The 14,395-nt window shown below is 64.1% G+C and carries 9 protein-coding genes; 5 read left to right on the forward strand and 4 right to left on the reverse strand.

What is annotated here, in order from left to right:
* Nucleotides 1-246: 246 nt before the first annotated feature.
* Together HLH35_RS04810 and HLH35_RS04815 are read left to right on the forward strand one after the other, a co-directional pair.
* Nucleotides 247-2,643 (forward strand): TonB-dependent receptor, encoded by a 2,397-nt coding sequence (locus HLH35_RS04810; protein WP_182978067.1) that lies wholly within the window; start codon nt 247-249, stop codon nt 2,641-2,643.
* Between the two features lie 102 nt (nt 2,644-2,745).
* On the forward strand, nt 2,746-3,576 hold the full coding sequence (locus HLH35_RS04815) for an aspartate dehydrogenase (RefSeq protein ID WP_182978068.1): 831 nt from the start codon (nt 2,746-2,748) through the stop codon (nt 3,574-3,576).
* 27 nt (nt 3,577-3,603) lie between these two features.
* Here HLH35_RS04815 and HLH35_RS04820 read toward each other — a convergent pair whose 3' ends face one another.
* The 3 genes from HLH35_RS04820 to betB form a co-directional block, all read right to left on the reverse strand.
* Nucleotides 3,604-4,962, reverse strand: coding sequence for an L-serine ammonia-lyase (locus HLH35_RS04820; protein WP_182978069.1), 1,359 nt, complete (start codon nt 4,960-4,962; stop codon nt 3,604-3,606).
* 88 nt (nt 4,963-5,050) lie between these two features.
* The gene (gene betA / locus HLH35_RS04825; RefSeq protein ID WP_408870094.1) at nt 5,051-6,718 is read right to left on the reverse strand and encodes a choline dehydrogenase; all 1,668 of its coding nucleotides are present in this window, start codon (nt 6,716-6,718) and stop codon (nt 5,051-5,053) included.
* Nucleotides 6,718-8,811, reverse strand: coding sequence for a betaine-aldehyde dehydrogenase (betB, locus tag HLH35_RS04830; RefSeq protein ID WP_182978071.1), 2,094 nt, complete (start codon nt 8,809-8,811; stop codon nt 6,718-6,720). Before betB ends, betA begins: the two co-directional genes overlap by 1 nt.
* A gap of 169 nt (nt 8,812-8,980) precedes the next feature.
* Here betB and choW point away from each other — a divergent pair, with 169 nt between their 5' ends.
* From choW to HLH35_RS04845, 3 genes are all read left to right on the forward strand, one after another.
* Nucleotides 8,981-9,829, forward strand: coding sequence for a choline ABC transporter permease subunit (choW, locus tag HLH35_RS04835; protein ID WP_182978072.1), 849 nt, complete (start codon nt 8,981-8,983; stop codon nt 9,827-9,829).
* Nucleotides 9,826-11,010, forward strand: a complete 1,185-nt coding sequence (locus HLH35_RS04840; protein ID WP_182978073.1) for an ATP-binding cassette domain-containing protein — start codon at nt 9,826-9,828, stop codon at nt 11,008-11,010. Before choW ends, HLH35_RS04840 begins: the two co-directional genes overlap by 4 nt.
* Before the next feature lie 394 nt (nt 11,011-11,404).
* Nucleotides 11,405-13,585: a TonB-dependent receptor domain-containing protein gene (locus HLH35_RS04845; RefSeq protein WP_182978074.1), complete on the forward strand. Its 2,181-nt coding sequence runs from the start codon at nt 11,405-11,407 to the stop codon at nt 13,583-13,585.
* Nucleotides 13,586-13,657: 72 nt separating this feature from the next.
* Here the strand turns inward: HLH35_RS04845 and flgH are convergent, their stop codons facing one another.
* Entirely contained in the window at nt 13,658-14,380 is a 723-nt protein-coding gene (flgH, locus tag HLH35_RS04850; protein WP_182978075.1) for a flagellar basal body L-ring protein FlgH, read from the reverse strand.
* Nucleotides 14,381-14,395 lie beyond the last annotated feature (15 nt).

The raw sequence follows: 14,395 nt of genomic DNA on the forward strand, positions 1-14,395 counted from the left end.
TTCTTCCAAGAAATTTCTTTGCGCCGGCCGTGGTGCCGGTGTCCGCGATCCGCGTGAATCGCTCGTCAGGCCGGCGGATGGCATGCCTTATGGGCTCAGCGGGATTTTTTCGCTTCCTTTTGTATACAAAACAGACTGAAAAAGTGTTTTTTCGAGTCTATGTCTACGTAACGGCATCAAAATGATATCGACATATCGTTTTGGTATGCGATATAATCTGGATCACATGATGATCGGGGTGAAAACATGCGTAAGACCATTTTCGGTATAACGCGCCGGAACCTGCGGGCGGTCCTGCTGATGGGTGCCGGCCCCTGCGCGCTCGCACTTCCCGCCCTGGCGGCGACGGCACAGCATCAGGTGCCGGGCCATGGCCCCCACCCGGCAACCGCCCGGCAGCCGGCCCGCTCGACGGATGCCGGCCCGGCCCGCAAGGCCGCCGTCACCACGCCGGCCAAGCCGGCGGGTCATGATGCGCAGGGGCTGGAGGAAGTGACCGTGTCGGCGACGCGGCGCACCACCAGCGTCCAGCATACGCCGATGGCGATCGATGCGATCAGCGGCCGCGTGCTGACGCAGATGCATGCCCAGGGCATTTCCGACTATGCCACGCAGATTCCGGGCCTGAGCATCCAGGATCAGGGGCCTGGCCAGAAGCGCCTTGCCATCCGCAACCTGACCGCGGCCGGCGAGCCGCAGGTGGGCATGTATCTCGACGAAATTCCGATCGTCGGCTTTACCGGCGAGAATACGGATGCGGGGTCGGCCCAGCCCGACGTGAAATTGTGGGACATGCAGCGCATCGAGGTGCTGAAGGGCCCGCAGGGCACGCTCTACGGCTCGGGCTCGGAAGGGGGCACCGTCCGCATCATCTCGGAGCGGCCGGACCTGGCGAAATTCGGCGGCCGCGTCGACACGTCGGTTTCGACCTATGCCACGGGCGGATTCAATAATTCACAGAATGGCACGATCAATATTCCGATCATAAAGGACAAGCTGGCGATTCGCCTTTCGGCCTATCGCGACAGCAACGCGGGATGGATCAAGGAATATTACCTGCAGCAGAACGGCACCAACTGGGTGCATAATGCCGGCGGGCGGCTGAACATCCGCTATCGTCCGATGGAGAACTGGACGATTGACTTTATCGGCTATCGCCAGAACACGAATACCGGCGACCTGTTCAACCTCAACCCCCAGTTCGATTCCGTCGCCCACAGCAAATGGGCAGCGGCCAATTTCGTCAAGCAGCCGATGACGGACCAGTTCCAGGCCTACAACCTCATTTCCACCAATCACATGCATTGGGCGACGTTGACCGCCATTGCGTCCTGGCAGGAACGCAAGATGGAATATACGCATGATACGTCATTCAATTACGGAAATGATTGCAGTAGTGGCGATTTCTGGAACTGCTATCCGCTGGCGCAGTACCAGCAGCGTCTGGCATCGGGCCAGATCAACGCGGTGAACGACCGCCAGCGCGTCAGCGCCTGGACGGCCGAGGTGCGGCTGTCCGCGCCCAGCCATGCCCGAATCCAGTGGACGGGCGGCGTGTTCTACCAGATGCGCAAGAACATGTTCAATCTGTACTATGGCGGGGTGGATTCCGCCGGCTTCTTCGACCGGATGTCAGACGGTTATGCCCCGACCACCAAATATGCCCGGGCCAACTGGGACGACACGCAGCAGATCGCGGAATTCGGCGAGCTGACCTATCCCATTACCTCGAAGCTGAAAGTCACCGGCGGCGTGCGCGTCTTCCAGGTTTCGCGCACCTTGAACACGCTGTCGATCATGCCCTTCATGGATTTCAGCGCCGTGCCCACCTACTACCCGAAGCTGTCGGCGAAGGAGAATTCCGCGACCGGAAAGTTCCTGGTGTCGTATGACATCACGCCGAACGCGATGGTCTATGCCGAGGCGGCGGAAGGCTATCGCATCGGCGGGCCCAACCTGCCGATCGGCTTTACCGTGCAGCAGGCCCCGCCCTATCAGCCCGATACGGTGTGGGACTATGAATTCGGCTGGAAGACCGGCTGGTGGAACAACCGCGTGACCTTCAACGGCGCCTTCTACCGGATGAACTGGTCGAACGTGCAGCAGCAGGGCACAGACCCGACAGGTGCCTTCGATTATATCGTCAATGCCGGGTCGGCCGCCGCGACGGGGTTCGAGGCCGAACTGGCGGCCCGGCCGATCCGCGCGCTGCAACTGGGGCTGGGCACCAACTATGCCGACGCCCAGCTGGTCGGGCGGCAGCCCTATCAGCCGCTGGCGGTCAACCAGACGCATGCCGGCGACCCGCTGCCCTACGTGCCGCGTTGGACGCTGAACGCCAACGCCACCTACACGTTCGACGTGCTGGGCCACGAGACCTACCTGCGCGGCGATATCGCCTACCAGAGCGGGCGCAGCACGGCCTTCAACCGCGCCAATCCCGACTATATCTATCTGGGCGGTTGGTTTCTGGCGAACGTCAATCTGGGCATGAAATTCGGCCGCTACAGTGCGCAGATCTTCGCCAGCAATATCCTGAACCGGCAGACGCGCGTGTCGGGCCACGTCAATTCGGTGATGCCGGTCTATTATAACTCCTCGCCGCCGGCGACGGTCGGGCTCGACCTGTCCGCGACGTTCTGACGACACGGCGCCGGACCGTCCGGTCCGGGAATGGCGGGCCGGCGCGGGGGAAATTCCGCGCCGGCCTTGCTGTTGGTTTTTCCCATTTTTGGAGTCCCGTCCATGCATTTTGCCCCCTATGCCCGGTCGCGCCCCCTGCGGATCGGGCTGGCCGGCCTCGGCTCGATCGGCATTCAGGTGGCGCGCCTGCTGGATGCCGGGATTCCCGGCCTGGAACTGGCCGCCGTGGCGGCCGGGGACCAGGAGCGGGCCCGCGCGCGGCTGGCTGGCCTGGCGAATCCGCCGCCCGTGGGCGACCTGGCCATGCTGGGGGAATGCGATGTGGTGGTCGAGATGCTGCCTTCGCGCCTGTTCGTGGATATCGCGCGGCCGACCCTGGCGCGGGGGGCGACGCTGATCGTGGCCTCGGTCGGTGCGCTTTTGTCCAACATGGAGCTGATAGACCTGGCGCGTGCCAGCGGGGGGCGGATATTGGTGCCCAGCGGGGCCATCCTGGGGCTGGATGCGATCAAGGCCGCCTGTGAAAGCCAGGTGGCATCGATCCGGATCGACACCCGCAAATCGCCCGCCAGCCTGGCCGGTGCGCCGCATATCGTCGCGAATGCGATCGATATCCACGCCATTATCGCGCCCACCGTGATTTTTACCGGCACGGCGGATGAGGCCGCCATCGCCTTTCCGGCCAATACCAATGTCGCCGCCGCCCTGGCGCTGGCCGGGCTGGGGCCCGCGCGCACGGATGTTCGCGTGATTGCCGACCCGGCGGTGGATCGCAATATCCACACGATCACCGTCGAGGCCGATTCTGCGCGCTTTACCGCGACGATCGAGATCGTGCCCAATGCGGAAAATCCCCGCAGCGGGCAGTTGACTCCGCGTTCGATCGTCGCCTGCCTGCGCGACCTGGTCTCGCCGATCCGGATCTGCAGTTGAGCGGGTCGTCGGGCAGCGGGGGGACGATCAGCATTCCGGGAAATTGACCGCGAGGCCGCCCAGCGCCGTTTCCTTGTAGCGGTGGTTCATGTCGCGGCCGGTTTCCGCCATGGTGCGGATGACCTGATCCAGCGAGACATGGTGGGCGCCGTCGCCATGCATGGCCAGCGAGGCGGCGTTGATGGCCTTGACCGCGCCGAAGGCGTTGCGTTCGATGCAGGGGATCTGCACCAGGCCGGCGACCGGGTCGCAGGTCATGCCCAGATGATGTTCCATGCCGATCTCGGCGGCATTTTCGATCTGGAGCGGGGTCGCGCCCAGTGCCGCCGCCAGGCCCGCCGCCGCCATGGATGAGGCCACCCCGACCTCGCCCTGGCAGCCGACCTCGGCGCCCGAGATCGAGGCGTTGAGCTTGAACAGCCCGCCGACCGCCGCCGCCGTCAGCAGGAAATCATGCATGCCCTGGCGCGAGGCGTCGGGGCAGAAATCGCGGTAATAGCGCAGCACGGCCGGGATCACGCCCGCCGCGCCGTTGGTGGGCGCGGTGACGACGCGGCCGCCGGCGGCGTTTTCCTCGTTGACGGCAATGGCGAACAGGCTGACCCAGTCCATCGCCTCGTGCGGGGGGCGCTGGTTGAGGCGGGCGCGCTCCTGCAGGCGTTCGTGCAGTGCCGCCGCGCGGCGGCGGACCTTGATCCGGCCGGGCAGCGTGCCGTGCTGGACCAGGCCGCGTTCGACGCAGGCCATCATGGTGTCGATGATCCGGTCCAGATAGGCGGTGATCTCGGCATGGGGACGGAGGCTTGCCTCGTTGGCCAGGACAATTCCTGCGATGCTCAATCCGCTTTCGCGCGTGCGGTCCAGCAGTTCGATGCCGCTGGTGAAATCCAGTTTCATGTCGGGCTGGGCGTAGCCGGCCTGTTTCGTCGCGTCCTCGGGCACGATGAAGCCGCCGCCGACCGAACAGAAGCGTGCCGTGTCCAGCACCGTGCCGTCGGCGGAAAGGGCCTGGAACTGCATTGTGTTGGGGTGGACGGGCGGGATCGTGTCGCGGTCCAGCACGATGTCGTGTGCGGGGTCGAAGGCGACGGGGCGGCCGTGCACCAGCACCGTGCGGTCGGTGCCGATCGTGCGGACGATGTCATCGGCGGCGTCGGGGTCGACGCTCTCCGGCGTTTCGCCCGCCAGGCCGAGGATGACGGCCTTGTCGGTGGCGTGGCCGCTGGCGGTCCATGCCAGCGAGCCGTAGAGCGTGACGCGCAGTCGTGCGACGGGCATCGCGGGATCGAGATGCGCGATAAAGCGCCGGGCGGCGCGCATCGGCCCGACCGTGTGGGACGAGGAGGGGCCGATGCCGATCTTGAAAAGGTCGAAGAGGCTGATCATGGGCGGTGATGGTGCGCCTGACAGCGGCACGGCACAAGGAGGCGCGCGCCATCTGTACGGCGGAAAACGACAGGGGGCGCGCCGATGGTCAGGCTTTGCCGAGACGCTGCCGGGTCTGCCAGTCCGGGGCTTCGAAGAACGGGGCGTTGGAGGCGGGCAGGGGGGGCAGGCCCCTGATGTGATCGGCGGCTTTTTCCGCGATCATGATGGTCGGGCCGTTCAGATTGCCGTTGGTGACGCGCGGCATGATCGAGGAATCCACCACGCGGAGGCCCTCGACCCCGATGACGCGGGTCTCGGGATCGACCACGGCCATCGGGTCGTCCGTGGCCCCCATCCTGCAGGTGCAGGAGGGGTGCAGCGCGCTTTCGACTTTCCGGCGGATGAAGGCGTCGATCTGGTCGTCGCTCGTGCAGTCGGCGCCGGGTTGCAGTTCCTGGCCCCGGAACGGGTCGAAGGCGGGCTGGGCGAAGATCTCGCGCGTCAGGCGCACGCACGCGCGCATGTCGGTCCAGTCGTCCGGGTGGCTCATGTAGTTGAACTGGATTTTCGGCTTTTCCGCCGGGTCGGCCGAGCGCAGGCGGACCCGGCCTCGGCTTTTCGAGCGCATCGGGCCGACATGGGCCTGGTAGCCATGGCCCTGCGCCAGGCCCTTGCCGTCATAGGTGACGGCCAAGGGCAGGAAATGGAACTGGATGTCGGGATAGCGGATGCCGGCGCGGCTGCGGATGAAGCCGCAGCTTTCGAAATGGTTGGTGGCGCCCAGCCCGTCCTTGAACAGCAGCCAGCGCAGGCCGATCCGGGCGCGGGCCCAGGGCGACATGGCGGAATAGAGCGTGACCGGCTGGCGGCAGGCGACCTGGAAGTAGAATTCCAGATGGTCCTGGAGATTTTCCCCCACGCCCGGCCGGTCGGCCAGGACCGTGATGCCATGATCGCGCAGTTCTTCCGCCGGGCCGATTCCCGACAGTTTGAGAAGCTGCGGGGAGTTGATGGGACCGCCGCAGAGAATGATTTCGCGTGTGGCGCGAACGGTATGGGACACGCCATGGCGCGTATAGGTCAGGCCGGTGGCGCGCCGGCCATCGAAGAGGATGCGCGTGACGCGGGCGTGGGTTTCCAGAAACAGGTTGGGGCGTTTGAGCGCCGGGCGCAGATAGGCGTTCGCCGTGCTCCAGCGCCGGCCGCGATGGACCGTCATGCTCATCCGGTCGAAGCCTTCCTGGCGGAAGCCGTTATAATCGCCGGTGCGGCCGTAGCCGGCCTGTTCGCCCGCCTTCATCCAGGCGTCGTGCAGGGGATTGTCCAGCGTGCCGTATTGCGTGTGCAGCAGGCCGCCGCGTCCGCGATAGGAATCCTCGCCCTCGGCGCAATCCTCGGCGCGGCGGAAATAGGGCAGGACGTGGCGATAGCCCCAGCCGGCAGCGCCACTTTCCTCCCATTCCTGGTAATCCAGCGCGTGGCCGCGCACATAGACCATGCCGTTGATGGAGGATGAGCCGCCGAGCCCCTTGCCGCGCGGGGTGTGCATGCGGCGATTGTCCAGATGCGGTTCCGGCTCGCTTTCGTAGAACCAGTTGAAGCGTTTCGAATGCATCGGCATGGCCAGGGCGCTGGGCATCTGCACGATGATCGAGCGGTCGCTGCCGCCGAATTCCAGCAGCAGGACGCGGTTGCGGCCGTCCTCGGTCAGGCGGTTGGCCAGCACGCAGCCGGCCGAGCCGGCGCCGACGATGATATAATCATAGTCCCGCATCAATAGGGTGCCTCGACATCGCCCAGCGCCACGTAGACGCTCTTGATCTGGGTGTAGTGATCGAGCGCCGCGCGGCTGTTCTCGCGGCCCAGGCCGGACTGCTTGTAGCCGCCGAAGGGGAGTTCGATCGGCGTCACGTTATACTGGTTGATCCAGCAGGTGCCGGCTTCCAATCGGGCGATCACCCGATGCGCGCGGGCCAGGTCGCGGGTGAAGATGCCGGCGGCCAGGCCGAACGGGGTGGCGTTGGCGCGGGCGATCACTTCGTCCTCGTCGGTGAAATCCAGCACTGCCATCACGGGGCCGAAGATTTCCTCGCGCACGATCGTCATCTCGTCATGGCAGTTGGCGAACACGGTCGGTTCGACGAAGGCGCCGCGCCGCAGGGCGCCGCGTGTGGCGCGTCGGCCGCCGGCCAGGAGTTCGGCGCCTTCCTTCTTTCCGGTCGCGATATAGGACAGGACCTTGCGCATGTGATCGTCGGAGATCAGCGCGCCGACATCGGTTTTCGGGTCGAGCGGATCGCCGATCGTCATGGCCGATACGCGGGCCTTCAGCCGTTCGAGGAACCGGTCGCGGATGCCGGATTGGACGAAGACGCGCGTTGCGTTGGAACAGACCTCGCCGGCCGAATAGAAATTGCCCAGCAGGGCGGCCGACACCGCATTGTCCAGGTCGGCATCGTCGAAGATGATCAGCGGCGATTTTCCGCCCAGTTCCAATGTGACATATTTCAGGGTGGCGGCGGCGTCCGCCATGACGCGGCGGCCGGTGCCGACTTCGCCGGTGAGGGATATTTTTCGGATCTGCGGTGCGCGGGTCAGCAATTGCCCGGTTTCGCGCGTGCCCTGCACGACGTTGAACACGCCGTCGGGCAGGCCGGCCTCGCGGAAGATGGCCGCCAGGCGCACGGCCGTCAGGGGGGTGAGCTCGGCGGGTTTGAAGATCATCGCGTTGCCGCAGGCCAGGGCCGGTGCGGCCTTCCAGCAGGCGATCTGGATCGGGTAGTTCCAGGCGCCGATCCCGGCCACGATGCCCAGCGGTTCGCGTCGCGTGTAGCCGAAGGCCGTCGGGCCCAGATCGACGTAATCGCCGGTCATCGTCGCGGCAAGGGCGGCGAAATATTCCAACGCGTCGGCGCCGGACAGCACGTCGACGCTGGATGTCTCGGCGATCGGTTTGCCGGTGTCCAGCGTTTCGATCCGGGCCAGATCCGCGTTGTCGCGGCGCAGCAGGTCGGCGGCGCGGCGCAGGATGCGTGCCCGTTCGGCGCCGGTGTGGGCGGCCCATGCGGCCTGCCCGCGCGCCGCGGCCTCGATGGCCTGTGCGACCATTGCCTCGCCGGCTTCCTCGACTTCCGCCAGCACATTGTTGGTTGCCGGATTGCGGGTTTCGAACCGTACGCCGTTGCCGGTGGCGGGGCGGCCGTCGATCCAGCTTGTGCACAGCCCCTCCGGCGCGCCGTGCCGGATCGCGGGGGGTGGGGAGGGCGATGCGCCGGCGCCGATCTGGCTGTCGAGAAAGGCGAGGACCTGCTGGCGGGGCATGCGGCTGTCGAACGCCGCCGGTGGGGCCAGGGCCGCGCGCAGCCATGTGCCGTCGATCAGCGAGGCCAGCGTGTCGGCCGTGGCGTGGGCGCGGGTCCGGGGCAGCAGGTGGCCGAGATCGTGCCGCAGGTTCGAGAGCATGCGGGCCTGGTAGGCGCGCTGGATGCGGCCCAGCGTCGGGCTGTGGACTGCCTGCCCCCACAGGGCCAGCCAGATGGCGACCTGACGAGTGGTGAACTGTTCGCCCCCCAGGCAGACGCCGATCAGGGCTTCCAGCCGGGCCCGTGGCCCCCGCGCATGGCGCAGGGCGCGCGCGACGTCGGCAGAGAGGGCGGCGGCGGTGCCGCGGAATGCCAGCCCGAGCAGCGCGTCCTTGTCGCCGAAATAATGGACCAGGAGTGGCGGGGAGACGCCGGCATGACGGGCGATGCGTGCCACCGTGGCGCCGGCGAAACCATGATCGACCAATATGTCGCGCGTCGCGGCCACGAGTTCCCTGCGGCGCTTCAGTTCGACCGGCGTAAGAGCGGGAGGGGGCTGTTTCATGTGCGGAATGTGGCATGTATTGAACGTCTGTTCAATGTCGATTTCGTTCCTGTAAAAGTCGGAATTCTCTCTATCACTTTCCGATTTCATTTCGTTATATGTTCATTCAGTTCGCAGGGGTATCGACGTCCGCGATATCGAACACCGAGAGACGGGGGCCGCGCGGATCATGGCGCCGGAACAATGGATCGCGGAGCACAAGATTCCGGTGGGTGCCGTCATGGCGGCCGTGGTGGATGTGGTCCGGAAGCATGGTCTGGGTGTCTTCGACGTGATCACCGATAGTGTCGGTTTCTGTGCCGATGGCCTGACCACGCTGCTGCTGGATCTGCCGCCCCTGCTGCTGGTGGTGGCCGCCATGGCGGGGGCGTGGTTCCTCCGCCGGTCGGTGGGGCTGGCGGCTCTGGTCGCGCTGGGGCTGCTGTTCATCATCAATCAGGGATACTGGAACGAGACGATGGCGACGCTGTCGCTGATCCTGTTCTCGACCCTCTTCTGCATGGCGGTCGGCGTGCCGTTGGGGATCGCCTGTGCGCATCGCCCCCGGCTGGCGCGGGCGTTGCAGCCGCTTCTGGACCTGATGCAGACCCTGCCGACCTTCGTCTATCTGATTCCGACGCTGATCCTGTTCGGGCTGGGTACCGTGCCGGGCATGATCTCCACCATCATCTTCGCCGTTCCCGCACCGATCCGCATGACGCAGATGGGCATTGCCCGGGTGCCCCGGTCGCTGATCGAGGCCGGGGAGGCTTTCGGCGCCACCGAGCGGCAGATCCTGTGGAAGATCGAACTGCCTGCCGCGCTGCCGATGATCCAGGCGGGGTTGACGCAATGCATCATGCTCAGCCTGTCGATGGTGGTGATCGCGGCGCTGGTCGGGGCCGGGGGGCTGGGGGTGCCGGTGGTGCGGGCGCTGAATACCGTGCAGGTCGATGCCGGGTTCGAGTCCGGATTCGTCATCGTGCTGCTGGCGATCATGCTCGATCGGGTCTGTCGCCCGAAGGATTCGGCTTCGTGAGCGAAGGGATCAACGCGGCGCTGGAGTTCCGCAATGTCGATATCCTGTTCGATCGCGGCAATCGTCGCGGCGCGATCGAGGCTGCGCTGGCCCGGCTTGATGCCGGCGAGACGCGCGAGGAGATCGGCCGCGCCCTGAAGGTGACCGTGGGGGTGGCGGGCGCGAACCTCGCGGTGGCGCGGGGCGAGATCAGCGTGCTGATGGGGTTGTCCGGCTCGGGCAAATCGACCCTGCTGCGGGCGGCCAATCGGCTGAATCGGCCGGTACGAGGCGAAGTGCGGATCGGCAACGGCCTGGCGTGGCTGGATATCGCGCGCTGTGATGACGATACGCTGCGCACCCTGCGCAAGACGCGCATCGCAATGGTGTTTCAGCAGTTCGGCCTGCTGCCGTGGCGGACCGTGCGCGACAATGTGGGGCTCGGGCTGGAACTGCGCGGCATGGCGCCGTCGATCCGGCGGGATATCGTTGCCGAAAAGCTGGAACTGGTTGGTCTGGCGAACTGGGCCGATGCCCATGTCCATGAACTGTCGGGTGGCATGCAGCAGCGTGTCGGCCTGGCGCGCGCGTTTGCGACCGATGCCGACATTCTGTTGATGGACGAGCCGTTTTCAGCGCTCGACCCGTTGATCCGCCGGAAATTGCAGGACGAGCTGCTGGACCTCCAGAAGCGGCTGAAGAAGACGATCCTGTTCGTCAGCCACGATATCGACGAGGCGCTGAAGATCGGCAGCCGCATCACGATCATGCGCGAGGGCCGTATCATCCAGACCGGCACGCCGGATGATATCGCCCTGCGCCCGGTGGATGACTATGTCGCTGAATTCATCCGGCACATGAATCCGCTGCCGAGCATTGTGGCCACCGCCGTCATGCGGCGCTTCCAGGACCTGCCGCGCCGGCCGGACGGGATGCTGGATGGCGGGCGCATTGCCATAGCGCCGGACTCCGCTACCGCGACGATCGCCGATCGGGCCCTGGCCATCCGACCGCATGGCGAGTGGGTGCGGGGGGCGCTCTGCGTGGTTCCGGCCCAATTGAGCCTGGGCGAGATCATCGCCTTGCGCCAGCGCAGCGGCCTGCCCGTGCTGGTCGAAGCCGAAGGGCGGCTTGTCGGCCTGTGTGACGATGCGGACATTCTTCAGGCCCTGTGCGGGGAAGCCCGCTTTCGGGCGGGATAGCGCGCGTCGGGCCCCATTTCGGGTGGGTCGCATTTCTTCAAGTGCCTGACGGATTCATCATTCCGAAATGACAATGATTGAACGAACATTCAGCTCTCCGCTTGGTTCCGTCGGACCGGCCGCCTGAACAATGGGACAGCCAACAATGAGACATGCCTCGTGTCTTCCGAGATGTCCGCTGCCGACCGGCATGGCCTCGCGAACATTCCTATCCTTTCTCTTGTTGACCTCCTGCATCGTCACGAGCCCGGATGCGGCGTTTTCGGCCGAGACGGGGAATGGGGCCGGCAAGGCTGGCGGGTCGCGGCATCGTCATGCGTCGAAGACCGATGCGCCCGCGTCCGGCCCGGCTGCAAGCCATACGGATGCCCGTTCGCGCGCGGGTGAAGACCTCATGGTGACGTCCATGCGGCATCATGCCAATGGGGCGACGGAAACCATGACCCGCACGGAGATGGACAGGTTCGTCCAAGGCAGCAGCCCGATGATGATGCTGTCGCGCAAGCCGGGTATCAATTTCGTGGCCAATGATCCGCTGGGGGTCGATACCTGGGGCTCCAGCCTGTATATGCGCGGGTTCCAGCAGGATCAGCTTGGCGTCACGCTGGATGGCGTGCCGCTGGGGGCGCAGACATACCTTCCCTATAACGGCCAGAGCATCAACTTCTCGATCCTGTCGGACAATATCGAGCGCATGGATGTCTCCGAGGGTGGTGGCGATGTGGCATTGCCTGCCACGACGAATCTGGGTGGCGCGATTCAGATCGTCTCGCGCGATCCGGCGGACAGGTTCGGCGGCAGGATTTCGCAGATGTTCGGCAGTTACAATGCTTTTCGTACTTTTGGACGCGTTGACAGCGGCAGGTTGAACGCATCGGGTACCAAATTCACGGTGTCTTACGCCCGATCCGACGGCAATAAATGGAAGGGGGATGGCGAGCAGTTTGATCAGCAGGTGAATGCCAAGCTTGTCCAGCCCATCGGGCAGGACAGCAATGTGAAGGTGTTTTTCAACTGGAACGATGCCACCCAGTTCAACTACGCCGACCAGACGATCGACATGCTGAACAAGCTTGGTCATCGGAACGATTATTACTACCCTGATTATACGCGCGCCTATCTCGCTGCCGCCGGGGAATTCAGTGGTGCCCTGGCGGCTTACGACGCGGCAGGTGGGGATGCCCTGGATGCATCCTATTTTGACGGCGTGACGCATTCGTCGAGTTATCTGGGTGGCGTGAATGCTCATCTGGTGCTGAACCGGCGTCTGGCGTGGAATTCCGTGGTCTATGGGCAGGCTGCGAACCAGTGGGGTACCTGGACGACCCCCTATGTCAGTTCTCCCAATGGTGTGCCGCTTTCCGAGCAGGTCAATTTTTCCGGAAACCAGAAGTTCGGCTTTACGACCGCGCTGGAATACAAGTTCAGGAAACATACGATCGATGCGGGTGTCTGGTACGAAAACAACCGTTACCATGTTGTACAGGATATGTTCCAGCAACCAGTGCCCGGTGAGGGTATTCCTGTCAGCGGTGTGCTGGGCAATTTTGGTACGCCGTTTCAGCGTAACTGGGGTGAGAATTTCAATACCAACAGTTTTCAGTTCCACCTCGAGGATAGCTATCGGCCGATTTCCAGCCTGACCTTCAGGGCCGGGTTCAAATCCATGCTGGTGACGACGGTCGGGGGAGCCACGGCGAACGACGCCGCCTATACCGGGCAGGAGCAGCTTGCCAATGGCAGCCTGACCAGCGCGAAGGCATTCCTGCCTCATTTCAATGGAGTATGGCATTTCCTGCCGGGGCATGAAGTCTATTTCGACGTCGCCCGCAATATGCGCGCTTACAGTTATGGCGGATATCAGCTGGGATCGACCTTTGGGGGTTTCGCCAATCAGGCAACATTCGACAGTATCAAGAATACCCTGCGCCCGGAGACGGCCTGGGTCTATGATGTTGGATATCGCTATACTTCACAGATCGTTGGGGGATCGCTCAACCTGTATCATGCGGATTTTTCCAATCGTATCCAGAACCTGACATCGGGCCCGATTACCGACCCGGTTTCCACGCCCATAGACGTTGGTGGCGTCAGCATGTACGGCGTCGACGCCGCGCTCACGCTTCGCCCGGTCAGGAATCTCTCGATTACGAATAGTATCAGCTATAATCATTCGACCTACGACGACAATATCATATCGGAAGGCGTGACCTATGCGCTGGCGGGAAAGAGGGTGGTCGCTTTTCCGCAATTGATGTACAAGGCCGATATTTCCTATAATTGGGGTCCGGCAAGTGTTTATGCCAATGCCAATTACATGTCGAAGCGCTATTTCAGTTACGTCAACGATATGTCGGTGCCGGGTTACTGGCTGACGTCTTTGGGGGCAAGCTACCGATTCGGAAAGATCGGCCCGCTGCATGATCTTAAATTCGATCTGAATATCTATAATCTTACGAACATATCGTACATTTCCCAGATTGGCGAAAATGGCCTTCCGCTCTCGGGCGATTATCAGTCGGCTCTGGCGGGCTCCCCGCGTACATATTATGGCACCGTCAGCGTCGCATTCTAGGCCTGATGCTTCAGGAGGCCATTGCCTGGATGGTATATGGGCACCGCCGATGATCCGCGCTGCGACGAGTGGTCAGAACGGCAGGACGCTATCGAGAATCTGCTGTCCATAGCGCGGTGTCTGGATCTTGCTGAGCTGGCCACGGCCGCCATAGGAAATCCGCGCTTCGGCGATCCTGTCGTGGGTCACGATATTGTCTTCGGTAATGTCCTGAGGGCGGACGACGCCGCTGACCATCAATTGGCGTAGTTCGCCATTCACGCGGACTTCCTGACGGGCCACGACGACGAAATTGCCGTTGGGTAGGACCTGGGTGATTGTACCTGCCAGGGCAAGCGTGACCGATTCGTTGCGCCGGATCGAGCCGGTGCCCGTGTTGGCGCTGGCGCTGCTTGTGTCGAGGGCCGACGAGCTGGACAGGGTCTTGCCCTGGGCACCGAAGAAGCTCGGGATGCCGAATGTCTGCGAGCCGCTGCCGGCGGCGCTGGTATTGTTGGTCACGGCCGCATTGTCGGCGATATTGACGTTGATCGTGAGCAGGTCGCCGACCTGCGATGCTCGCTGGTCCTTGAAAAAGGCTCGGCTGCCGGGCCGCCACAGGCTTCCGACTTCCGTCGGAGGGGGCTGGAGCGGGGGCATGGGCATCGTGATCGGGCGGTAATCGGGCGCCTGGGTCGGGTCCGACGTCTTCGTCATGCGGGGAGGGTGGCCGATCTCGCTCATATCGGCCAGCCCGGTGCATCCGGACACGCACAGCAATCCGGCCAGGGCTGCCCGGGACAGAGGACGTTTCATCGCAGGCAGGCTCCA

Origin of the sequence: Gluconacetobacter asukensis (assembly GCF_014174375.1) — a bacterium.
In the GTDB taxonomy this organism is placed as follows: domain Bacteria; phylum Pseudomonadota; class Alphaproteobacteria; order Acetobacterales; family Acetobacteraceae; genus Gluconacetobacter; species Gluconacetobacter asukensis.